Source organism: Mesorhizobium sp. B2-3-5 (genome assembly GCF_006442395.1).
Lineage (GTDB): Bacteria > Pseudomonadota > Alphaproteobacteria > Rhizobiales > Rhizobiaceae > Mesorhizobium.
The window spans coordinates 15,717-37,260 of sequence record NZ_VFVX01000029.1 but is presented as its reverse complement, the minus strand read 5'-3'; the positions used below and the strand labels follow the sequence as shown (position 1 = coordinate 37,260).

Sequence of the window (21,544 nt, the reverse complement as noted above, 5' to 3'; positions counted from 1 at the left end):
TTCGATGCAAAAATTGCAAAGAAGCAGAGCAAGGAAACCTGGGGTCGTTCAGCTGCCGGAAGGACCGGCACGGGCACGTATCCTTGCCGTGGATGACGATGAGCGCAATCTGCTGGCGATCAGCGAAGTGCTCGCGACCACCGGCGACGTCATCTGCGCCCAATCGGGTGAAGAGGCCCTACGTTTTCTGCTGAGGGAAGACTTCGCCGTTATCCTGCTCGATGTCCTCATGCCAGGGCTGGATGGATATGAAACAGCCGCGCTTATCCGACAGCGCGAACAGTCCAAACACACGCCAATCATCTTCCTCACCGCGATCAACAAGGAGGACGCCCATATGCTGCGCGGCTATGATGCCGGCGCGGTGGATTACGTGTTCAAGCCATTTGATCCGACCATGCTGCGTTCGAAGGTCGCGGTTTTTGTCGAGCTTCACGAAAAGACGATCGAAATCCAGCGGAAGGCGGGGATTGAGCAGGGACTGCTGGCGCAGGCGCTGCAGGCGCAGAAGGAAAAGCTTCAGGCGGAACGGGCTCTCCGCAGCGCGGAGGAACGGCAGGATGCCATATTGAGTTCGCTGCCGGTTTGCTTTCACGCGCGGACAGCCGAACCGCCCTTTGCGACGCGCTTTGTCACCAAAGGTGTCGAGCGTTTGACCGGCTTTTCGCCTGCGGATCTGACTTCCGATCCAGGATTCGGGCTCAAGCGGGTCCATCCCGACGACTTGGCACGGCTCGAGCAGGCACTTCTGGCGGCCAAAACGGCCGGCTCGTATACGTGCGAATTCCGCTGGAAGTGCGCCAACGGCGAATATCGCATCTTTCTTGATCAAGGCGTCATGTCGAACGGCGCTGACGGCCGCGAGTCCGAAATCCTCGGTACGCTGCTCGACGTTACCGATCAGCGTGGCCTCGAGGATCAACTGCTACAATCACAACGTCTCGACGCGATCGGCAAACTGACGGGTGGCCTGGCGCATGACTTTAATAATCTGCTGGCTGCAATTCTCAGTGGATTGGGGTTGCTCGAACGCCGCGCGACATTGGACGGTCAAGCACGGCAGGTTCTCGACTTGATGCGGCGTTCCGCGAAACAAGGAGCTGACCTGGTCACGCGAATGCTGGCTTTCTCCCGACGGCAGACCCTAAAGCCGGAAGCGGTGCGCCTGGCAGTGCTGGGCGACAGCATGAACGGGTTGGTCGCACCTGTTTTGGGAGCGTTAATCCGATTTGACTGGCAAATCGACGAAACGGTGTGGCCGGTGCATGTCGATGCCGGACAGCTCGAGCTAGCTTTGATGAATCTGGTTTTCAATGCGCGTGATGCCATGCCCTCTGGTGGTACGATAACCGTGCAAGCGCACAACCGTTCGCTTAGGACGTCTTCGGCAGATGTTCCGGCGGGTGACTATGTCGTTGTGACGGTCAAGGACACAGGTTCTGGCATAGCTCCTGATATTCTCGCCAAGGTCATTGAACCTTTCTTCACGACAAAGCCGGTCGGGAAAGGGACCGGTCTGGGCCTCAGTACGGTCTATGGCTTTATGAGGCAATCCGGCGGTGCGCTTCGCATAGAGAGCGTCGTTGATCGTGGAACGAGCATGCAACTCTGGCTGCCACGCTCGGTCGCGGAGCCAGGCAATCCTACTGCCGAGACCGACGTCGGGTATATGCGCCTAAACGCCGACGCGAGGCGTCCATCGATCATTCTGATCGATGATAGCAACGCGTTGCGGCAGCTGACAGCTGAGTCTCTTCGTCAGCATGGTTTTGATGTGACCTGCGCTGCAGGGGGGCCCGAGGCGTTGGCGTTGATCGAGCGCGCTCCTAATGATTTCGACGTCATCGTTACCGACTTTGCCATGCCACTCGTATCGGGCGTGGACGTTATCCGCTTCGCACGCACTCTGCGCTCCGATTGGCCCGCGGTTATTATAACCGGCTATGCCGATGCTAGCCAGATCGCCGATCGACCGGCGGACGTGCCCTTGCTCGGCAAACCCTTCCACGACAAGGATTTGCTTGAAACCATTTTTTTGGCGATCGCAAATGTGGAGCCTAAAGCAATCAAAACGGCCTAGCCGCGGAACGGCCCCGCGGAGGAGGTGAGCGCGTCATAACGCGGCCTCGGGATGCAGCCGCGAGTTGCGTCTGCCGCCGCAGGCCGCGTTCCCATGCCGGCCGCCGGTAAGAAGAAGCCCACACGGCGTGCCAGGCGATATCTACCAGTCTTGCCGTCTGTACCAATCGTCAATATCGCGCCGCACACGATCCTTCTCGATGCCGTAGCGCTCCTGGATCTTGCCTTCGAGTTGATCACGTTTGCCGGCAATACGGTCGAGGTCGTCGTCAGTAAGCTTGCCCCACTGTTCTTTGACCTTGCCTTTGACCTGCTTCCAATTTCCTTCGACACGATTCCAGTCCATGACACGGTCCTCCTTGATTGCATTACGCTGCCAAACGCCATGCGCCCTGTGAGGTTCCGGGTCGGTGCTCGCTTTTGCATGTGGGAAATGACGGTTCACGCCACGAATGCGACGAACCCGCAGTTGCGCATGACCACCAGCGATACAAAAGGCACAATAACGCCCGCCGGAGGAACGTGCGACCGGCAGCAAGTACTTAGCGTCCAATCGGGACCGCAGCGCTTGCTGTGGAACATGCAGGCACGGAGCAGGTACGGCGTGCAGGTTTTGAGGCCTCATCGATTTGGATGGGGTTGAGTGTTGGGCTCAGGATGCCGGCCCTGTGATGCGCACTGACGGGGGCTTTCGCTGCGGTCGGGCAAAGCCATAGGGAGTGCATTTGCCGCAGCCGTCGTGCCCACAGACATGGGTCTCGATGTGTCCTCGTTCCGGCCAGGGAAACCACAATTGATGGAAAACATATGGCACTTTAGCGTTTATGATCGCGGCGGGCAGGCGGAGGAATTTCTTGGCGATCGATCGTAACGGCATCTCCCCCAGTTCCGGACTGGGAGGACCCCTTTCCTTAGCGCGCAGGCGCACGGCGTTGCCGACCGTGGCCACTGTCGTAACCACTGTTGCAGCGTTGTATTTCGGACGAGAAGTATTCTTGCCGATCGCGATCGCGCTGCTCCTGACCTTTGCACTCGCTCCTCTGGTCTCGGCGCTCAAACGGGCAGGCATGCCGCGCCTTGCCGCGGTCATTCTGAGCGTGCTCGGGGCATTCGCGGTTCTGGCGCTGTTCAGCTTTATTGTCGCGTCGCAGGTCAGCGAACTCGCTCAGAACATTTCGCTTTACCAGTCAAACATCCTCACCAAGGTCCGTTCCCTCAAAGAGACGGGAGTAGGCGGCGGCGTGATCTCGAGATTGAGCAGTGTAGTCGAGCGGGTTGGCCAGGAGATCAACAGGCAAGAGCCTTCGCTTCCAGCCTCCCCGCAAACCCCGAAACGCGACCCGGTGCCGGTTGAAATCGTTGCCAAGGAAAAGCCGCTCGAAATCCTCCAGAACATCATCGGTCCGCTGATCAGCCCTTTGGGGTCAGCTGGCTTGATCGTCATCGTCGTCATCTTCATGCTTCTGGAGCGGGAAGATCTACGGGACCGTTTCATTCGCCTTGTCGGCTACGGCGACCTTCATCGGACGACGCAGGCGCTGCAGGACGCCGGCTCGCGGGTAGGGCGCTACTTGCTGATGCAATTGGTCGTCAACCTGATCTACGCGATCCCGATTGCGATCGGGCTATGGGCGTTGGGCATCCCCAACGCGCTCCTGTGGGGATTGCTGGCGCTTGCCCTTCGTTTCGTTCCCTATATCGGGCCGGTGATCGGCGCGCTGCTGCCCCTCTTCCTTGCGCTGGCGGTGGCGCCAGGATGGTCGCTTGTGTTGTGGACGGCAGCTCTGTTCGTGGCGATGGAGTTGATCACCGGGAACGTCATCGAGCCTTGGCTGTATGGATCGCGCACGGGGCTCTCGCCATTGGCCATCATCGTTGCGGCGATCTTCTGGACATGGCTATGGGGTCCGCTGGGATTGGTCCTGTCGACACCGCTCACGGTCTGTCTGGTTGTGCTTGGCCGGCATGTACCGCAGTTCGAATTCCTCGATGTGCTGTTCGGCAACGAGCCGGTACTGGACGCCCACGCGCGGCTCTACCAACGACTGCTGGCAGGCGATCCCGACGAGGCAACAGACCATGCCGAGGAAACTCTAGAGGAGAATTATCTAGTCGAATTCTACGACAAGGTGGCCCTGCCCGCCTTGCTGCTCGGTGAGAAGGACCGCGTCCGTGGCGTAATGGACGACCAGCAGATTCAGCAGGTGGCAGCCAGCGCGCTGACGCTGGTCGCGAACCTCGAAGACAGCGCTCAACACGAGATGGACGAGGAGGAAGCCCTGGGTATCGGCGAGGATGCGGGGTCGCTCGAGGACAATGAGACCGCGAACAATGGCTATGCCGAATTGCCGGATGGCTCGGGATTGACGGTGCTTTGTGCTGGCGGCCGCGGTCCACTCGACGACGCAGCGGCGGCGATGCTGGCGCAGGTTTTGGAAGTGCAGGGCGCCGCGGTGTCAAAGGCGAGCTTTGTAGACTTGGAGCCGTCGACAATTCGTCGCCTTGAGCTGGGCAGCGTCAATACAGCGGTGGTCGGCTTCCTCAACCAGGATTCCGTCAAGCATGCCCGCTTTCTGGTGCGCCGGCTGAAGCGGGCCAAAGCGGACCTCAGGGTCGGGATCGCGCTATGGTTCAAATTCGACGGGGCCGACAAAGAGGGCGCCGACAATCTGGCCAAGGACATCAGCGCCGATTTCGTCGCGTCCGGTATGGTACAGGCGGCCTTGGGCGCGCTGGCTTCGGCACCGCCTGTGCCGCTCAAAATCGTCGCCAAGCGGCGCACACGCCGCCGAAAAACGTCACGAAGCGATTGACCCCGCCGCGTTGTGGGCTCGGCGGGTTGGACCGCCTGGTGCTTGCCAGCGAAGTCGGCGGTGCTCGCCGGCCATGGCTGCATTTCTGGTTGGGCGAATTTGCAAGGCAGCTGATTGGAAGCGATCGGCCACGCCGGGTTCGCTGATCCGGCAGGTCGAGAGTTCCGACAAGGGTTTGGGGCATGGTCGATATTCGATCGCTCAGCGGCGTCCCGCTCGGATGTCTTGGCGATCTGGAACCAAATCGGAATGTGTTCGTTCGCAACCGTTAGAGAAACAGGAGGTCACGATGCCACGTGGCGACAAGTCGAAATACACTGACAAGCAGGAGCGCAAAGCTGATCACATAGCCGAGAGCTACGAGCATCGAGGGGTATCGGAAAAGGAAGCCGAACGTCGTGCTTGGGCAACGGTGAACAAGGATGACGGCGGCGGCAAGAAGGAGGGCGGATCGGGACGTGGAAAGCACACCGGCCACCCTGCGGCTCACAAGGGGGGAGAGAAGGGCGGCAAAGCCCAGGCATCTCGTTCCGCGGCCGAGAGGTCGGCCTCTGCGAGGAAGGCCGCCGCGACAAGGAAAAGGAATGCTGCAAGCCACTCCCACTCATAAGTTACAGGCAGCACTTTTCGCGCTAACGGCAATCGAGTTGGTGTGACGTCGTTCGGCGGTTACTGCTGTGATCCGGCCGACTTTTGCCTCCCGGCTCGACGCACGAAGGTCGAGGGCGTCGGGCAAGGAAGACCGCTGCCTACTATCCGCCACGCAAAACCAAACTCACCGGTACCGATTTTGGCCGCGGGCACATGCGCCTTTCTCCGCCCGATGCCACAGGGGAATCAGAGGATTGAGCTCCGAGTAGCAGCCTGCGCAATCCGGGGAGGGATCGCGCAAGGCGTGACCCTCAGGCCCCGGACACGTCGCTCGACCCCATCCTCGGCTGCCGATGGCGGATCGATCTCGTCCCCGTTCGAGACCCCAAGCCGTTGCATATCGCGTTTGTTCATCAGCAGAACCATGTGATTCTGTGGAACACTGGCGCGCGAAGGCCGTTTAAGCCGGAATGCCGCCTTGGCAAGGTAAACGGTATCTCCGGCGCCAGTGGATCTGTGATGACGAGAAAACCCTATGTCAAACCCACGCTCGTGAAACGCGGAAGGCTAACAGGGCGCACGGCTCAGATCATAGCTTCCGGGATCATATTGGGCGAATAGGCGCGGGGCTTCGGCCAAACCCCTTTGCCCGATGCGCGCGCAATGTCATCGCACGCTCCCGGAACCATCCGTCAACGATTGGGTTTCCCGCCGAAGGAGATTTTCCATGGTCAGGTTTTTGATCGGTCTCGGCATCGTCTATGCCGCTTACAAGATTGGCAAGGAAGTCGGTCGAGACCAGGCTCTGCAACAAGGTCCGTCTGAATTGGCACGCGATGATCCCGAGGCGGTCGCCCGGCGTGTCGCTGCGGGCTGAACCCGGCGGACAGGGAAGCTCTTCTGGGAGCGGTGAACACCATTAGCCGATTAGGAGGCTTGGCAGACCGATGGCTCGGACCAATAGCTGGAGAACGGTGCTTCAACACCATAGCCCGCTGGTTTTGCCTTCGGCGGCGGATGCGCTGACAGCCAGGCTCATCGATCTAGCCGGTTTCCCTGCCTATCAGATCGGGGGCTTTGCCATGGCAGCTGCGAACGACTGTGTTGTTCAGAGCTGTGAAAGCCATGCAGCTGGCCCTCGGCGATCTCCGGCGAGGCAGGCCATTGGAACCCGAGGAGAGCGTCGACCTCAAGACATTCGAGGACGTCGTTCGGATGTCTGAGTGGGCGGCGATCGAGAACCGTTTTATGGGTGCGTCCCACGATGCCAGCATGTTTGACAAGATCAAACAGAAACTCACGGGCGGGTAAGAAACCGAGAGAACGGGTTTTTGGTCGGTACCGGCTAAGGCTGCCAGGCCCATCGATCTGTGGCGAGGCTGGGAACAGGACGTCGCCACGCTGGTTAATTCCCTTTCCAGCCGTGATCGAAAGGCTCCTCTCATGTCTAAAACCGTTGGCGATTTCCTGATTTCGCGCCTCCACGCCTGGGGCGTACGGCGGATGTTCGGATACCCGGGTGACGGCATCAACGGCGTCTTCGGGGCCCTCAACCGTGCGGATGGCAAGATTGAATTCGTCCAGGCACGACATGAGGAAATGGCCGCGTTCATGGCGTCGGCCTATGCCAAGTTTTCTGGCGGACTTGGCGTCTGCATAGCGACTTCCGGTCCCGGCGCGACGCACCTCGTGACAGGTCTTTATGATGCACGCCTTGACCACCAGCCTGTCCTGGCCATCGTCGGCCAGCAGGCCCGCAGCGCGATCGGCGGCCACTACCAGCAAGAAGTCGATCTTGCCTCCCTCTTCAAGGATGTGGCGGGAGATTTCGTCCACCAGGCCGCTGTTCCCGCACAGGTTCGTCACCTCGTTGACCGGGCCGTTCGCATTGCGTTGGCAAACCGAACCGTGACGGCGCTCGTCCTGCCGAACGACTTGCAGGAGATGCCTTATGAGGAACCGTCCCGCGCTCACGGCACGGTTCATTCCGGCGTCGGCTATCGCAAGCCGTTGGTTGTTCCGCACGCGGATGATTTGAAAGCGGCCGCCGATATCCTCAACGAAGGCGAGCGCGTCGCAATCCTCGTCGGGGCTGGTGCCCTTGCCGCGACGCAAGAGGTGATCGACATCGCCGATCGCCTTGGCGCGGGTGCCGCAAAGGCGCTTCTCGGCAAGGCGGCTTTACCGGATTTTCTCCCTTGGGTAACGGGCTCGATCGGGTTGCTCGGAACGGAACCCTCCTGGGATCTGATGCGGGACTGCGACACGTTGCTGATGGTCGGATCCGGCTTTCCCTATTCGGAGTTCCTGCCAAAAGAAGGTCAGGCCAAAGGCGTTCAGATCGATCTCAAGCCCGGCATGATGTCCTTGCGCTATCCGATGGACGTCAATCTTGTCGGCGATGCAACTGAGACGCTCAAGGCTTTGCTGCCATTGTTGAAGCAGAAGAAAAACAAGTGGCGCAAACAGATCGAGAAGAGCGTAGCCGACTGGTGGAAACTTCTGGAGGAGCGGGCCAAGACAAAAGCCGACCCAGTCAATCCGCAACTTGTGGCATGGGAGCTTTCGCCGAGATTGCCGGATAACGTCATTCTGACGAGCGATTCCGGATCCTGCGCGAATTGGTACGCGCGTGACGTCAGGATCAGGCCGGGGATGATGGCATCGCTCTCCGGCGGCCTTGCCTCGATGGGCGCCGCTGTCCCTTACGCGATCGCCGCGAAATTCGCGCACCCGGACCGGCCGGTGGTGGGGCTTGTTGGCGATGGAGCCATGCAGATGAACAACATGGCGGAACTGATCACCGTCGCCAAATACTGGAAGTCGTCCTGGCCGAATGGCCGGTTCATCATCTGCGTCTTCAACAATCAGGATCTCAATCAAGTTACTTGGGAGCAGCGGGTCATGGAAGGCGACCCGAAGTTCGAGGCGTCGCAGCGTATCCCGGACGTGCCCTATCATCGGTTTGCCGAATTGATAGGTCTTAAAGGCTTGTTTGTTGATCGCGCAGAAGACCTCGGACCGGCCTGGGACGAAGCATTTGCGTCCGATTATCCCGTTGTCCTCGAGGTCAAAACCGATCCCGAGGTCCCGCCACTTCCCCCGCATTTCACCTTCGACCAGATCAAAAACCTGACATCGTCGCTTGCAAAGGGCGATCCCAGTGAAACCGGTGTTATTCGCGGGACCGTCAGGCAGGTTCTGGGTTCGATACTGCCGGGCAAGTCAGACTAGGAGCAGGGCGCGTAAGGCTCCACGATCTGCTTACTGATCGCGGACCGGCCTCGATTGACCGGTGATTGCCGGGTTGTCGGCAATCACAGCATCCGCAATATTCGAGCCGAGCTTGCTGGTACTATCTTTGCTGCCTGCTGGACGATGGCTGGCTGACAGCGGATTGACAGCCTTTGTGTGCGAGATGCCTGGTCGATGACAACCATTCTCAAACGACTTGTCGTGGCTGGCCTTATTGGGCTCGCCGCCGTCCAGCCGCTCGCAGCGCGAGCCGGCGAGGATGACGACGGCGATCACGACCGGGCAAGGGACCTCTACGAGCATGGCCAAATCAAGGGCTTTGCCAGGATACTGGATATCGTGCGCGCCAAGGCGCCCGGCGATGTCGTTGCCGTCGACCTTGTCCGCCTTGGGAGCAAATGGATCTATCGATTGCAGGTTGTCGGCGCGGACGGTCGCCGCAAGATTGTGGACGTTGACGCCGGAGCCGGCGTGATCGTGAGAGGCGGGGGGAGCGACCATTGAGGATCCTCCTGGCCGAGGACGAACCCCGGATCGCGGCGGACGTCGCTGCAGCGCTGAAGGCGTCCGGAATGGCCGTCGATGTGGTGCGGGACGGCGACGATGCCTGGTTTGCGGGCGACGTCGAGAATTACGACGCGGCCATATTGGATCTCGGCTTGCCCAAGCTCGACGGCCTCACCGTCCTCAAACGATGGCGAGCCAACGGTCGCCGGTTTCCAGTCCTCATCCTGACGGCGAGAGGCATGTGGACGGAACGCGTCGAAGGCATCAATGCGGGCGCCGACGACTACCTGCCCAAACCTTTCGAAATGGAGGAACTGCTGGCGCGATTGCGGGCGATTCTGCGCCGTTCGACAGGCCAGGCAGCGCCGGTGCTCAGATCCGGACCCTTGCTTCTCGACACTCTTCAAATGCGTGTCTCAGTCCAAGGCGCCCCTGTTTCACTCTCGCCTCTCGAGTACAGGCTTCTGGCGTACCTGATGCATCATGGCGGGCGCGTCGTGGCACCGACCGAACTGGCGGAGCATCTGTACGATTCCGGCAACGATCGAGACCCCAATGCGATCGAGGTCATCGTTGCCCGCCTGCGCAGGAAGCTCGGCAGCGACATCATCAAGACAAGGCGCGGCTTCGGCTATCTCATAGCCGATGATGGCAGCTGATGGGAAACTCGATCCGGTTCAGGCTCTGGCTGGCGGCCACGGTTTCAATTCTCATCGCCCTTGCCATCGCGGGCGTTGGGTTGCGCTATCTGTTCGAACTGAATGTCGAACGGCGTATCGTCAGTGAGCTAACCGTCGACCTCAACGAACTGATCGGCGCCACCGCTTACGGTGCCGACGGCCACCTCTCCGTCCAGACGCCGCTGACCGACCCCCGTTTTTCCATTCCCCTGTCCGGCCACTACTGGCAGGTGGAGGACATCGCATCCGGCTATCTTGTCCGCTCGCGTTCACTATGGGATGCGACCCTTGCACTGCATGCCCACCAAATCGGTGGCGAGCTCAAGGAAATCAAGGAGTTCAAAGGGCCGGAGGGAGAGCTCGCAATCGCGGTCGCGCGCACGGTCATCGATCCCGGTGGCCGATCGTTTCGTGCCATCGTCGCCGAGAACCACCGCAGCGTGGAAGTAGCGGTGAGCGAATATGTTCGCGATCTCGCGCCGGCCCTGATCGTTCTTGCCCTGGCCCTAATGGCCGCATTCTTCATCCAGATCACTGTGGGTCTCGCCCCCCTGGAAAGCCTGCGGGTCGCGGTCCGAAACGTTGTCGCCCAGCGCGCGACGCGGCTCGAAGTAGCGGCACCTCGGGAGGTGCAACCGCTCGCCGATGAGATAAACCGCTTGCTTGAGGCCCAGGACAAGGCGCTCGTACGCGCCCGCTCACGCGCGACAGATCTGGCGCATGGGCTCAAGACGCCATTGCAGGTCCTCTCAGCCGACATCCGCGCGCTGCGGAAGAAGGGCGAGACTGAGCTAGCCGACGATATTGAAAGAAGCGCCAGCGCGATCCGGCGCCACGTCGAGCGGGAATTGGCACGCGCCCGCCTTGCGCCCGGCATTTTCGGCAAGGCCACTTGCCGCGTCCTCGAGACCGCGGCCGGCGTGGTCGGCGTGGTAAAGCGGACGCCTGGCGGCAAGCGTCTCTCCTTCGAGATCGATGTCGCCGATGATCTTGTCGCGCCGATCGATGAAGGAGATCTGTCGGAGATACTCGGCAACCTCGTTGAGAATGCCACGCGCTTCGCACGATCATCGGTACGCATCGCGGCATCCGTGAGAGCCGCGGCCGTGGTTATCGCCGTTGCCGATGACGGGCCGGGCATCCCGGACGCGGACCGGCAGTCCGTCCTGTCCCGCGGGGTTCAGTTGGACAGCAAGGGCGGCAGCAGCGGCCTTGGCCTCGCTATCGTTTCGGACATCGTGGAAGCCTACGGCGGAAGTCTTGCCATGGCAAATGCCGACCCGGGCCTGGTCGTGACCATTTCGTTCCCAAGGCACGGGTGACTGCTCGTCAGGCAAAGCCGGGGAAGTAGTCGACCTTTATCCTTGAACGGCGCACGCCCATGGCGCGAAGCTTCTGGCGAAGCGCCTTGACCATGGCCTGTGGGCCGGAAATGTAAAACGTCCGCTCGAGATAGTCGGGGACCGCCAGGCGTATCAGGCGCTCGTCGATGTAGCCTGGATACTGGCCGCGCTCGGCGCCCCGCGCGACGGCATGGATTGTCCTGATGCCGAGTTTTCGTCTGGCAGTGCCGAGCACATCGCGATAGGCGATATCCTGCTGTCCCTCGGTTCCATAGAGAACGACGATCGGGCGTCTCTCGTCGCGGTCGAGCAGATGTTGCAACATGGAGCGGAATGGGGTGATGCCGATCCCACCGGCCAGGAAGGCGATCTTTGTTCCATGGTTCGCCGGAAGGGTGAAGTTGCCTGCCAACTGCGCGGCATGGATTCTGCCGCCGGGTTTCATGGCGATCAGTTCGCGCTTGAAGGCGCTCGATTGCGGGTAGAATTTCACGCCCAGACGGACGGTCTCCTCGGTCGGCGCCGAGGCGATGGTGAAATAGCGGCGGTTGCCGCGATTGTCGGAGCGGTTCATGCCGAGCGTCCACTCGAGATATTGGCCCGCCTCGAAGGCCAGCTTTCGCGGCGAACTGAAGATGAAGTCGTAACTGTCGATGGCGGAGCGCTCTATGCGCTCCAATGTCAGCACGAAGCGGCCCTTCGGCCCAGTCGCGTAAGCAAACACATTGCCAGCAAGCAACGCCAGCTCCGGCGTGAAATAGAACGAGCCGATATGCACGTTGGGAGCGAACAGGAAACCGACGACCGCCGCGAAGGCGATGCGTGGCCAACGCGTGGTAGGCGCCGTCAACGGCTCGGTCAGCATCACGAAGGCGAAGAACAGCAGCGGCGACGAGGTCAGCGTCTCCTTGAGCGCCTCGCCATAGAGCGACGGATCTGTCGTGGCCAGGATAGTGATCAGCGCCACGATCATGAATGCCGCGACGAGATCCAGGCGCCGCAGCTTTCGGACAATGAGAATGCCGCCGACCAGCACGAAGGGAAGCAGCCACGAATTGCCGCCGACCCACCAGGTGGCGGGCTTGTCCAGAAGCAGCGCCGACAGCGCCACGCCGAGCGCTGCCGGATTGAAAAGATGCTTCCGGCCGACAGCGAAGATGAACTTGGATGAAATCGCCCAGACGGAGGCGAATGCCACGGCGCCAATGCCCTTGAGGTCCGTTGCGGTCACCGGATCGAGGATGAGGGCAAGGATGAGCGCGGTGATGTAGACGGACTCTTTGTTTGCCGGAACCTCGAAGACCAGTTCGAAGGCTTTGTTGGTGATCCAGCAGACCGCGAGCGTCAGCGCGGAGGTGAAGGCGAGCGCGAGTGGATCGTAGGGCACGAGCTTGGCGAAGGTGAAGGCGAAGGCCGTGACCAGCAGGGCCGTCAGATAATAGAGCACCAGCCTGTACATGGTCAGGTGGTCGAGGAATCGGTCGAGGGCCTTGATCATGGTTCGCATAGATCTCCGAAACCGGTTGTCAGCGTTGCCCGACCGTCGATGTCGATGACATAGCCCTCGAGGCCGGAAACCTGCTCGATGAAGTGGATGCCATCCCGGCCCATTGCGAAGGCGGCGGTGGCGAAGCGATCGGCGTCGAGCACATCGGGTCCGACAACCGTCAGGCTGACGATCCCGGTGATCGGGTCATCGAACCCATGCGGGTTGTAGATATGTTGTCCGCGCGCATAGGTGCCGGAGGTCGCGACGCCGAGACCACGCGGGTAGATGACCTTGACGATTTCATCCATTTTGAAGGGATTGCGGATGCCGACGCTCCAGTCGGTTCCGGAGCCGTTCTTACCGCTCGACTGGACGTCGCCGCCGGCTTCGATGAAGAAGTCCTCGACGCCCGCTTGGCGAACGAGGCCCGCGGCGTTGCGGATGGCCCACCCTTTGACGATCCCCGAAGGATCGAGCGAGCCGTCCGGCCTGCGCATGTCGAAGTAACCGCCCGTCTCGTTCTTCGTCCGCTCGCCAAGTGCCAGCACTTCCATCATCTCGCGGCTCCAATCCTTGACCGGAACGTCGCCGCGATTGATGGCGGAAATCTCGCTGTCGGTCTTGTACGTGCTGAAGCGCCGGTCGATCCGGTCGAAATAGCCGAAGACGTCCTCGATCAGCGTGCCAGATGCGCCACCGATGTCGACCGTAATGGGCATTCCCATCAGAACGCGGGTTTCGCGCATCGAATTAGGAAGAAGCCTTCCTCAGCGCGCCGTGGAGCGATTGGATAAAGGCCCTGCTGCTCAACGTTGCGCCTGAGATGATGTCCACATTGGCGCTTTGCGCGCTGATCGCCTCGTCGCGCAACATGGGCAGCGCCTCTCTGTTGATGCGGACGGAGGTGCTCCGGTCCGAGGGATATTTCAGCACTTTCAGCGCGGTCAGACGGCCGCCCTGTATGGAAACCTGGATCTGCATGGGGCCGTAATAGGCGTCCGTAACGGGACCGGCATATGTTCCGTCCCTGAAACCGTGCGTGGCCGGACTTGTCGCGATCGCCTTCATTCCTGCGCGGATGACGCGAGCCGGTGCTTGGGGATAGTCCGGCCGCGATTGTGGGATAGGGATGTACACGGCGGGAGTTACGGCGAATGACGAAGTCTCCTGCGTTTCAGCAGCGACGCTCGGCTGAGGTTTGGCCACGGCTGGCGCCGGTGCCGGGGCCGTGGGCTGGGAGGCCGGCACCCGCGACGCCTGCGATAGCCTGACCGCGGCTTGCTCCGGCTCTGGTGCGGGCATCGGAATAGCCGCCGTCATTTCCTTGCCGACCGCCGACGACGGCACGTCGACCCGGGGCTCCAGCCGCACGCTCTGCCGGCGAGGCTCGAGCAAGGCCGGCGCTGGGTTAGGGGCGGTGTCCGCAGGTGTTGCGGGGATGGCTGGCTGCCCGGCATCACGCTCCGCAGCGTCGGCAGGAAGCGCCGAACCAAGCATATCGTCCGTCTGGGCCTTGCCGGGTTGTTCCCAGACATAGGCGCCGGAGGCAGCGATCACGAAGAGCGACAGGGCAATCTTTTTCATCCGCGTTTCAATCCAGCTTGGCTCATGCACTAGCGAATCCATTCTGGATCGCTTGGGACGCATTATCCCATGACGAAGCTGACAATTGGCTGTCAGTTGGCAACGGCTCCGCGTTCGACCTCGGGCGCAACGGCGCAAACCTGTGCCACGGCGACGCCGGGCTTCTCCGTTTCCTGCACGATCGCCCGCTTCTGCTCGTCGCTAATCCGGCGGCAATCCGATCGCCCGTCCACCGCTTTTCGGGGGCAAGCGATATCTGCGCCGCGCGCAATCAGCAGCGCTGCTCAATTGGGCCCGGGCACTCGGCCTGTTTCCAGTTGTTTTGCTTCTGTTCCGGCGAATTAATTTGCGCTGTTAGTGCTAGGCCCACACCCAAAAAGACGCGGAAAGGGCATAACCGCGTCAAGACAATCGAGTGGGAGTGAGGGGTAAAAGCAGCGGGAGGGCCTGCTTCATGTCAGCAACCGCGTCGGCACACCGAGCGCTGGACCGGCCTCGCCGAGCCGCTGGTCGAGCGTGTGCACCGTGGCGCCATGCTCCGATGCAATGGCGAGATGCAGCACATCGCCGGCTCGCAGCCCAAGCAGGTGCTGATCGGCAAACTTCGCCGCGGTCCGGAATTGCCTGCCCGTCACGCCGAGCACGGTGAAGTTCTCGGCGACCAGCTTGTTGAACATGGCGAGCGCCCCGGCGCGCTGTTCCAGGCTGATCTGGCGGGTCCGCAGCTTGATCGCCATGGCCGAAGACATCTCGGTGATGGTCCAGTCGCTGATCAGAAGCTGCGCCGCATCCTGCTCCGCCAGCCAGGCCTGAACGCGCGGCGTCATCGCTTCATTGGAGAGCGCCGCGACGATCAGCGACGTGTCGAGATAAAGCATCAGTAGCGGTCGCCGTCCCGCATCGCTCGCACCAGATCAGCAGCGCTTTCAGTCTGCGGCTGCATGGTCGCCGTCAGAGACCGGAGCACGGCGGCGTCGATCGGTTTGCGAGGCTTGGCCACGGCGGTGAGCCGTGCAACCGGCTTGCCGCGCCGAGTGATGTCGATTGAATCGCCTGCCTCGACCCGGTCGATCAACTCGCTCAGATGGGCCTTGGCGTCTGCCAGATTGATCTCATCCATGCCATTCTCCTGACCATATAGATGGTCATATAGCGTGTTCAGCTTAAGAACTCCAGCGCGACCTCTCGATGCACGTATTCGCATCCGCAACTGGGCGGCGAACGAGAGCGGGACATGAGGACATCAGTTAGACCGTTAACGCTGCGCCCATCCGCTTGGAAATCGAAACGATCCATGCGCGCAGTTCCGGACCGAAGGGCTTTTGCAGGGCCCCGCGGTCCCAGGCGAGGAAATAGGCCTGGGACAACTTTAGACGTTGATTGAAAGGTATGACGAGCCGGCCGGACGCGATGTCTTCGGCGGCCATCGAAAGTTGCGCCAGCACGATGCCCCTTCCGTTTGTCGCGGCATCGATCGCGGCGCTCGACAATGAGAAGGCGACTTCACCTGAAGCCTTTCTGTACGACGCCCCGATGCTTGCGGCCCATTCCGCCCAACCTGGCGGCGAGCGGTGGTCGCGGGCCCACTCTATGCTGAGAAGCGGCAGATCGAGAATGTCGGCGGGTCTGCGCACAGGATGCTTTGCGAGTAGCGCTGGCGAGCATGCCGGCACCACCCAATCCGTGAACAGTTCGGTGTAGTGGTTGAAATCACGATATTTGTCGCCGTAGGAAATACGGAAGTCGAACTCTTCTGTGTCCAATCGGGGCTCTGTCTCGGCGCCAACCAGGCGCACCGTCGCGCCGGCATGGCTGGCCTGCCAATCCAGCAGTTGCGGGCCGATCCATTTGCTGGCCAGCGATGGCAGGCAGGAGATGGTCAAAGTGTCCGCGGAGCGGGCCCGTTCGATGACATCCTGAGCCTCGCGAATTTGATCGAACCCGAGTGAAACGGCCGCGTGATAGACACGGCCCAACGCCGTGAGGGCCACGCTCCTGCCGCGCCGTTCCAACAGCCTCGCCTCCAGGGCATCTTCGGCCTTGCGTATCTGTTGGCTGACCGCGCCGACGGAGACTCCAAGCTCGTTTGCCGCGGCGGTCACGCTGCCGCACCTGCCGAAAGCCTCGAAGGCCTGTATCGCACGCAATGGGGGCGTCTTGTTCACCTGGGCATCGATCCTGGGGGCAGCTTGATTTAGTTTTTCTAAAATAGAACGCAGATGCAAGCCCTATGTCGTCCCAAGCTCGCACGATATCCGTTTTCGTGTTCACAAGCTGGGGAGGACGCCATGTTTCTTCGAAACTGCTGGTACGTTGCCGCATGGGATCATGAGGTCGCCGACCGGCTGGTGCCCGTCCGAATCCTTGGCGAGGACATTGTCCTCTACCGACGGACCGATGGCGCTGTGGCGGCGCTCGAAGACGCCTGTCCGCATCGCAAGCTGCCTTTGTCCATGGGCCGCATCAAGGGCGACGCGGTCGAATGCGGCTATCACGGCCTGACCTTCGACAGCACGGGAACCTGCACGCGGGTGCCGGGCGCGGAAAAGATACCGCATGTCGCGTGCGTCCGCTCCTATCCGATCGCCGAACGCTACGGGCTGCTCTGGATATGGATGGGCGAGGCGTCAAAGGCTGATCCCGCCTTGATTTTCGAGGTCGACCATTGGGGCGATCCGGCATGGGGCGTCAACCGCGGCGAGTCGATGTCGCTGGATTGCAATTATCTCTACATGACCGATAACCTGCTCGATCCCTCACATGTGTCGTGGGTCCACCAATCCTCCTTCGGCGGCGTCCAGGCCATGGAGGATGCGCCGCTCGAAACCACGGTCGGCACTGACGGTGTGACCGTGTGGCGCTGGGTCGTCGATGCGGAGCCGGCGCCTTTCTATGCGCCCTTCCTCAAATTCGCCGGCAATTGCGACCGCAAGCAGCACTATGAGGTGCGTTACCCCTCCAACGCGATCATCAAGGCGATCTTCGTGCCGGCCCGCACCGGCGGCGAGGGCAAGCCGCTGCACGAGGACGTGTTCCTCATGGACAGCTACAACTTCATGACGCCGGTCGATGAGAACCAGACGAAATACTACTGGTTCCAGATGCGCAATTTCGCGCCCGACGATCTGGAGGTTTCGCGCCAGTTCGCCACGTCGGTGCGTGGCGCCTTCGACGAGGACCGCGTCGTGCTCAATGCCGTGCACAAGGGCATGGCCGACAAGCATACGCCCAATCTCGATCTGAAGATCGATGTCGGGCCGCTGCGCTTCCGCCGCAATCTGGCCAAGCTGATCGCCAGCGAGAGCCAGGAATTGGCGGCCGCCGAATGAACGCATTCACCGCCCGCGACACTATCGCAAGCAGCGGGTTTCGCGACCTGAAGGTGGTCGCGAAGGTGAAGGAAAGTGCTGTCATCACGTCGTTTCATTTCGAACCGGTCAATCCACGCGACTGGCGCGCTTTCGAGCCGGGCCAGTTCCTGGTGTTCCGCATTCCGTTGCCCGGGAATGCCGCTGGCGAAAGGGGATACGTGCTGCGCAACTACAGCGTCTCCTGTTCGCCGGCCAGCGAGGGCCGCTACCGGATCAGTGTCAAGCGCGAGGTCGCACCCGCGCCGGGGCTTCGCGACGGGACAGGCTCGTGCTTCCTGCATGACCGGATCGATGTCGGCGATGTGCTTCAGGCTGAAGGGCCGCGCGGCGATTTCGTGCTCGACAGGACCAGCACCCGCCCGGTCGTGCTGCTCAGCGGCGGCGTCGGGCTGACGCCGATGGTGTCGATGCTGCATGCGCTGACCTCGACGCCGGACCGCCATGCCACCTTCATTCACGCCTGCGAGAACGGCGACGTGCATGCGCTGCGCGACGAGGTGACGGGCCTTGTCGCCACCCGGCCCGGGCTGATCGCCCATTACTGCTACCGATCGCCGTCCGAGCGCGACAGGGCCGAGCGGCGCTTCCACAGCGAGGGCATGATTTCGCGAGACGTGCTGCAGCGCCTGTTGCCGATCGACGACTATGATTTCTATCTTTGCGGGCCACCGCCGTTCATGCAGGCGATCTACGCCCTGTTGCGCGGCCTTGGCGTGCCGAAGCATCGCATCGCCTACGAATTTTTCGGCCCGGCGACGGTGCTCGAACCGGATGCGGTGCGAGCTCCCCCGGTCCCCTTGCAATCGGCAAGGATCGAGGCGACCGGCGAGGCGACAACCGTGGAATTCCGAAAATCGGGCCTCAAGGCGGTCTGGGACGGCTCGGCGGCATCGCTGCTCGACTTCGCCGAGCATCAGGGCCTGACACCGGAATTCAGCTGCCGGGCCGGCATCTGCGGCACCTGCAAGTCGCGGCTGGTTTCGGGCGAGGTCGCCTATTTCGAAGAACCGCTGGACGAGCTCAGGGCAGGCGACGTGCTGCTGTGCTGCTCGACGCCGCGCGGATCAGTCGTCCTGGATATTTGACAAGATCGTCGTGCCGCGCGTGGCCGGGGGAAACGGAAGTCGGGATTTGGAACAGTCGGTCAAACCAGCCTCAAGCTTCCCACTCAATCCGCATGTCGCGGCATTGCCGCCCTACAATGCCGGCATGAACATCGCGATGGCGCGGGCGCTGAGCGGGCGCCACGACATCGCCCGTCTTGCCAGCAACGAAAACCCCGACGGTTGTTCTCCCGCCGTCACCGCCGCGCTGGCCTCCTCGTCCTTTGAGCCATGGCGTTATGCCGATCCGGCCTGCACGGCCTTGCGGACGGCACTTGGCGATAGACTGACGGTCGACCCCAACCTGATCGTCGTCGGCAATGGCTCCGAGGAGATGATCGCCGCCATCTCGCGTGCCGTCCTGGTGCCGGGCGCTTCGGTGGTGACGACGGTGCCGAGCTTCGGCTTGCATGAGATAGAGCCGCTGGCGGCGGGTGCTGACGTCGTCAAGATCGCCATGACGCTGGAGATGGGCTTCGACGTTGCCGGGCTCGAAACAGCAATCGCCGCCGGGCCGCGAGTGGTCTTCATATCCTCGCCCTGGAACCCGGTCGGCCCCGGTCTCGATCGCTCCAGCTTGCGACGGCTGATCGGCGCCGTTCGGCCCGGCACGCTTCTCGTCCTCGACGAGGCGTATTTCGAGTTTGCCGATCCCGGCGCGCCGGACGGTATCGAGGTTCTGCGCGACAGTTCTATCGACCATGTCGTGCTGCGGACCTTCTCGAAGGCTTATGGCCTGGCCGGACTGCGCGCGGGTTATGCCGTCTGTTCCGGCCTTGAGCTGGCGAGAGTGATTGCCGCCGCAAAGACGCCGTTCAACGTCAACGCCGCGGCGCAGACAGCCGCTATTGCCGCCCTTGCCGACGAAGGTTGGATGAAGGCGTCGGTGGGGCGCATCAGAGGCGAGCGTGCCCGTGTCGCCGCCGCGCTCGCCGGTCTTGGCTTCCTGGTGGCGCCGTCGCAAACGAACTTCCTGTTCTTCGAGGGCAAGGGCGACAGTTCGAGCCTCGCCGCTGGTCTCCTGGAGCAGGGGATTATCGTCAAGGCGTGGCGTGAGGCCGGCTATGAACGCTTTCTGCGCGTCACCATCGGCTCCCCGGCGGACAACGACCGGCTGATCACGGCGCTCCAGGGTTTGGCGAGACAATGAGCGGCGTCGCTTCTCCAGGGCAACTGAACTGGATCGGCCAGGCGGTGCCATTGCCTGTTGTCGACAGCATCCGCGGTGTCGTCGGCGCCTCGAACGTGTGGACCGGCGACGATGCCAGGGCGATCGACCTTGGGTCGAACGGCACGGATTGTGGTGCCGGCATTGTTGTCACGCCTTCGTCGACAGAGGAGGTCGCGGCAGTGGTGCGCATTTGCCGCCGCAACGAGGTTCCCATCGTGCCGCAAGGCGGGCGGACCGGCCTGGTCGGGGGCAGCATTTCGCGGCCGGGCGAGATCGTCCTGTCGACGGCGCGCATGAGCCACATCGATCGGCTCGATCCGATCGAGCGCGTGGCGGTGGTCGGCGCCGGCGTCACTCTGGAAGCCCTGCAGCAGGCCGCGCTCGAACACCGGCTGGAACCGGGCATAGACCTTGCAGCGCGCGGCTCGGCCACGATCGGCGGCATGGTGTCCACCAATGCCGGTGGGGTGATGGCCTTTCGCAACGGCGTCATGCGCCATCGCGTGCTTGGTCTCGAGGCCGTGCTGGCAGACGGATCGATCTATTCCGATCTGACCCGGGTGGTGAAGAATTCCGCCGGCTATGACCTGAAGCATCTCTTCATCGGTGCCGAGGGAACGCTCGGCATCGTCACCCGCGTGGTCGTCAAGCTCGACCCTTCGCCGCGAGCCACCGCCACCGCGCTTTTCGGCCTGCCGTCGGTCGAGGCGGCCCTGCGGACAATTCGGCTGGCGCTTGAATCGGATGCCGGGCATCTGCGCGCGGCTGAGGCGATGTGGAACTCATATTTCAGGCTGGCAGCCGCCGCGCATGGATGGTCAGAACCCGGGGTTGCGCCCGAGCAGCCGCTGTTTCTCCTGCTGTCGCTTGGCGGGGCCCGCGAGGATGCGCTGCGCGAGGATTTCGAGCGGATTTACTCGGAAGCGATGGAGCGTCATCCCGAGGCGACCGGCATCATTGCCGGCTCACGGCGACAGGAGGACGATTTGTGGCGGCTGCGCGAGGACAGCGGCGTGCTTTACCGCGCTCATCCCAATGCGCCTTCCTTCGACGTATCCGTGCCATTGTCTGAGATTTCAGCCTATCTCGAAAGGATCATGCCCGGCCTTGCCGCGATCGAGCCGGGTCTCGCGCCCTATGTCTTCGGGCATTTGGCCGATGGGAACCTGCATATCGTGCTCAACCGCCAGGGTCCGCTGGCTCCTCACCTCGCGAAGGCGGTAGAGGACGTCCTGTATCAACAGCTTCGGGAGATTGGCGGTTCCTTTTCCGCCGAGCATGGCGTTGGGTCGAAGCGCATCCATTCCCTGCTGGCGACAGCCGACCCGACGAAACTCGCCGCAATGGAGCGGGTGAAAAGAGCACTGGACGATCAGTCGATCATGAACCCCGACAAGGTGCTTGCCTGCGATGCCTGGTTCGTCCGGTCCCGCAGCCCGCTACCCCAAGGCAACGAGCGCCGATTGCCCCTTAAGAACGCGAGCGATCTCAACGATGAATAGCCCCACGGCGGAACGACAGGGAATGAACGGATTGACCGCAGCTGCCAGTCGCCCGG

The 21,544-nt window shown here is 61.9% G+C and carries 20 protein-coding genes; 12 read left to right on the top strand and 8 right to left on the bottom strand.

Going from position 1 to position 21,544, the window contains the following annotated elements:
- The first annotated feature begins 4 nt into the window (after window positions 1-4).
- The gene (locus FJ958_RS24895; RefSeq protein WP_140746530.1) at window positions 5-2,080 is read left to right on the top strand and encodes a response regulator; all 2,076 of its coding nucleotides are present in this window, start codon (window positions 5-7) and stop codon (window positions 2,078-2,080) included.
- A 141-nt stretch (window positions 2,081-2,221) separates the two neighbouring features.
- Here the strand turns inward: FJ958_RS24895 and FJ958_RS24890 are convergent, their stop codons facing one another.
- On the bottom strand, window positions 2,222-2,425 hold the full coding sequence (locus tag FJ958_RS24890) for a CsbD family protein (protein ID WP_140690704.1): 204 nt from the start codon (window positions 2,423-2,425) through the stop codon (window positions 2,222-2,224).
- 529 nt (window positions 2,426-2,954) lie between these two features.
- Here FJ958_RS24890 and FJ958_RS24885 point away from each other — a divergent pair.
- From FJ958_RS24885 to FJ958_RS24865, 5 genes are all read left to right on the top strand, one after another.
- A complete protein-coding gene (locus FJ958_RS24885) occupies window positions 2,955-4,892 on the top strand; it encodes an AI-2E family transporter (protein ID WP_246679744.1) in 1,938 nt (645 codons plus the stop codon).
- A 289-nt stretch (window positions 4,893-5,181) separates the two neighbouring features.
- Window positions 5,182-5,502 (top strand): plasmid stabilization protein, encoded by a 321-nt coding sequence (locus FJ958_RS32215; protein ID WP_140746524.1) that lies wholly within the window; start codon window positions 5,182-5,184, stop codon window positions 5,500-5,502.
- Between the two features lie 708 nt (window positions 5,503-6,210).
- A complete protein-coding gene (locus FJ958_RS31680; protein ID WP_181176507.1) occupies window positions 6,211-6,360 on the top strand; it encodes a hypothetical protein in 150 nt (49 codons plus the stop codon).
- Between the two features lie 248 nt (window positions 6,361-6,608).
- The gene (locus tag FJ958_RS24870) at window positions 6,609-6,794 is read left to right on the top strand and encodes a hypothetical protein (RefSeq protein ID WP_140746518.1); all 186 of its coding nucleotides are present in this window, start codon (window positions 6,609-6,611) and stop codon (window positions 6,792-6,794) included.
- Window positions 6,795-6,926: 132 nt separating this feature from the next.
- Window positions 6,927-8,717, top strand: a complete 1,791-nt coding sequence (locus FJ958_RS24865; protein WP_140746515.1) for a thiamine pyrophosphate-requiring protein — start codon at window positions 6,927-6,929, stop codon at window positions 8,715-8,717.
- Window positions 8,718-8,747: 30 nt separating this feature from the next.
- On the opposite strand, the gene FJ958_RS31675 is transcribed toward FJ958_RS24865, so the two are convergent.
- A complete protein-coding gene (locus FJ958_RS31675) occupies window positions 8,748-9,239 on the bottom strand; it encodes a hypothetical protein (RefSeq protein ID WP_181176506.1) in 492 nt (163 codons plus the stop codon).
- Here FJ958_RS31675 and FJ958_RS24855 point away from each other — a divergent pair.
- Both FJ958_RS24855 and FJ958_RS24850 read left to right on the top strand, forming a co-directional pair.
- Window positions 9,239-9,904 carry a response regulator transcription factor gene (locus tag FJ958_RS24855; protein ID WP_140746510.1) on the top strand — a complete coding sequence of 222 codons (666 nt, stop codon included), beginning with the start codon at window positions 9,239-9,241 and terminating at the stop codon, window positions 9,902-9,904. The two genes, FJ958_RS31675 and FJ958_RS24855, sit on opposite strands and share 1 nt — an antisense overlap.
- Window positions 9,904-11,247: a HAMP domain-containing sensor histidine kinase gene (locus FJ958_RS24850; protein WP_140746507.1), complete on the top strand. Its 1,344-nt coding sequence runs from the start codon at window positions 9,904-9,906 to the stop codon at window positions 11,245-11,247. Before FJ958_RS24855 ends, FJ958_RS24850 begins: the two co-directional genes overlap by 1 nt.
- 7 nt (window positions 11,248-11,254) lie before the next feature.
- Here FJ958_RS24850 and FJ958_RS24845 read toward each other — a convergent pair whose 3' ends face one another.
- The 6 genes from FJ958_RS24845 to FJ958_RS24820 all read right to left on the bottom strand — a co-directional run bounded on the left by FJ958_RS24845 (window position 11,255) and on the right by FJ958_RS24820 (window position 16,506).
- Complete coding sequence (locus FJ958_RS24845) at window positions 11,255-12,766, bottom strand: RnfABCDGE type electron transport complex subunit D (protein ID WP_140746504.1); 1,512 nt, start codon at window positions 12,764-12,766, stop codon at window positions 11,255-11,257.
- Complete coding sequence (locus tag FJ958_RS24840) at window positions 12,763-13,482, bottom strand: FAD:protein FMN transferase (RefSeq protein WP_246679740.1); 720 nt, start codon at window positions 13,480-13,482, stop codon at window positions 12,763-12,765. The genes FJ958_RS24845 and FJ958_RS24840 overlap by 4 nt, the downstream gene beginning before the upstream one ends.
- 25 nt (window positions 13,483-13,507) lie before the next feature.
- On the bottom strand, window positions 13,508-14,341 hold the full coding sequence (locus FJ958_RS24835) for an FMN-binding protein (RefSeq protein ID WP_140746498.1): 834 nt from the start codon (window positions 14,339-14,341) through the stop codon (window positions 13,508-13,510).
- Between the two features lie 452 nt (window positions 14,342-14,793).
- Window positions 14,794-15,219, bottom strand: coding sequence for a type II toxin-antitoxin system VapC family toxin (locus FJ958_RS24830; protein ID WP_140746495.1), 426 nt, complete (start codon window positions 15,217-15,219; stop codon window positions 14,794-14,796).
- Complete coding sequence (locus tag FJ958_RS24825) at window positions 15,219-15,461, bottom strand: type II toxin-antitoxin system prevent-host-death family antitoxin (protein ID WP_140746492.1); 243 nt, start codon at window positions 15,459-15,461, stop codon at window positions 15,219-15,221. Before FJ958_RS24825 ends, FJ958_RS24830 begins: the two co-directional genes overlap by 1 nt.
- A 127-nt stretch (window positions 15,462-15,588) precedes the next feature.
- Entirely contained in the window at window positions 15,589-16,506 is a 918-nt protein-coding gene (locus FJ958_RS24820) for a LysR substrate-binding domain-containing protein (protein WP_140746611.1), read from the bottom strand.
- 123 nt (window positions 16,507-16,629) lie between these two features.
- Between FJ958_RS24820 and FJ958_RS24815 the strand changes: the two genes are divergently transcribed.
- The 4 genes from FJ958_RS24815 to FJ958_RS24800 are packed head-to-tail and all read left to right on the top strand — an operon-like array spanning window position 16,630 to window position 21,488.
- A complete protein-coding gene (locus FJ958_RS24815; RefSeq protein WP_140746489.1) occupies window positions 16,630-17,670 on the top strand; it encodes an aromatic ring-hydroxylating dioxygenase subunit alpha in 1,041 nt (346 codons plus the stop codon).
- Window positions 17,667-18,797 carry a 2Fe-2S iron-sulfur cluster-binding protein gene (locus tag FJ958_RS24810; protein ID WP_140746486.1) on the top strand — a complete coding sequence of 377 codons (1,131 nt, stop codon included), beginning with the start codon at window positions 17,667-17,669 and terminating at the stop codon, window positions 18,795-18,797. Before FJ958_RS24815 ends, FJ958_RS24810 begins: the two co-directional genes overlap by 4 nt.
- Before the next feature lie 46 nt (window positions 18,798-18,843).
- Window positions 18,844-19,965, top strand: a complete 1,122-nt coding sequence (locus FJ958_RS24805; protein ID WP_140746483.1) for an aminotransferase class I/II-fold pyridoxal phosphate-dependent enzyme — start codon at window positions 18,844-18,846, stop codon at window positions 19,963-19,965.
- A complete protein-coding gene (locus FJ958_RS24800) occupies window positions 19,962-21,488 on the top strand; it encodes an FAD-binding oxidoreductase (RefSeq protein ID WP_140746480.1) in 1,527 nt (508 codons plus the stop codon). The genes FJ958_RS24805 and FJ958_RS24800 overlap by 4 nt, the downstream gene beginning before the upstream one ends.
- Window positions 21,489-21,544 lie beyond the last annotated feature (56 nt).

What these genes read in the sequence shown, in the direction of transcription:
- FJ958_RS24865 (WP_140746515.1), top strand. Translation starts at nt 6,927, where the DNA reads ATGTCTAAAACCGTTGGCGATTTCCTGATTTCGCGCCTCCACGCCTGG.
- FJ958_RS24810 (WP_140746486.1), top strand. Translation starts at nt 17,667, where the DNA reads ATGAACGCATTCACCGCCCGCGACACTATCGCAAGCAGCGGGTTTCGC.
- FJ958_RS24845 (WP_140746504.1), bottom strand. Translation starts at nt 12,766, where the DNA reads ATGATCAAGGCCCTCGACCGATTCCTCGACCACCTGACCATGTACAGG.
- FJ958_RS32215 (WP_140746524.1), top strand. Translation starts at nt 5,182, where the DNA reads ATGCCACGTGGCGACAAGTCGAAATACACTGACAAGCAGGAGCGCAAA.
- FJ958_RS24835 (WP_140746498.1), bottom strand. Translation starts at nt 14,341, where the DNA reads ATGAAAAAGATTGCCCTGTCGCTCTTCGTGATCGCTGCCTCCGGCGCC.
- FJ958_RS31675 (WP_181176506.1), bottom strand. Translation starts at nt 9,239, where the DNA reads ATGGTCGCTCCCCCCGCCTCTCACGATCACGCCGGCTCCGGCGTCAAC.
- FJ958_RS24870 (WP_140746518.1), top strand. Translation starts at nt 6,609, where the DNA reads ATGCAGCTGGCCCTCGGCGATCTCCGGCGAGGCAGGCCATTGGAACCC.
- FJ958_RS24895 (WP_140746530.1), top strand. Translation starts at nt 5, where the DNA reads ATGCAAAAATTGCAAAGAAGCAGAGCAAGGAAACCTGGGGTCGTTCAG.
- FJ958_RS24800 (WP_140746480.1), top strand. Translation starts at nt 19,962, where the DNA reads ATGAGCGGCGTCGCTTCTCCAGGGCAACTGAACTGGATCGGCCAGGCG.
- FJ958_RS24830 (WP_140746495.1), bottom strand. Translation starts at nt 15,219, where the DNA reads ATGCTTTATCTCGACACGTCGCTGATCGTCGCGGCGCTCTCCAATGAA.
- FJ958_RS31680 (WP_181176507.1), top strand. Translation starts at nt 6,211, where the DNA reads ATGGTCAGGTTTTTGATCGGTCTCGGCATCGTCTATGCCGCTTACAAG.
- FJ958_RS24815 (WP_140746489.1), top strand. Translation starts at nt 16,630, where the DNA reads ATGTTTCTTCGAAACTGCTGGTACGTTGCCGCATGGGATCATGAGGTC.
- FJ958_RS24890 (WP_140690704.1), bottom strand. Translation starts at nt 2,425, where the DNA reads ATGGACTGGAATCGTGTCGAAGGAAATTGGAAGCAGGTCAAAGGCAAG.
- FJ958_RS24840 (WP_246679740.1), bottom strand. Translation starts at nt 13,482, where the DNA reads ATGGGAATGCCCATTACGGTCGACATCGGTGGCGCATCTGGCACGCTG.
- FJ958_RS24850 (WP_140746507.1), top strand. Translation starts at nt 9,904, where the DNA reads ATGGGAAACTCGATCCGGTTCAGGCTCTGGCTGGCGGCCACGGTTTCA.
- FJ958_RS24825 (WP_140746492.1), bottom strand. Translation starts at nt 15,461, where the DNA reads ATGGATGAGATCAATCTGGCAGACGCCAAGGCCCATCTGAGCGAGTTG.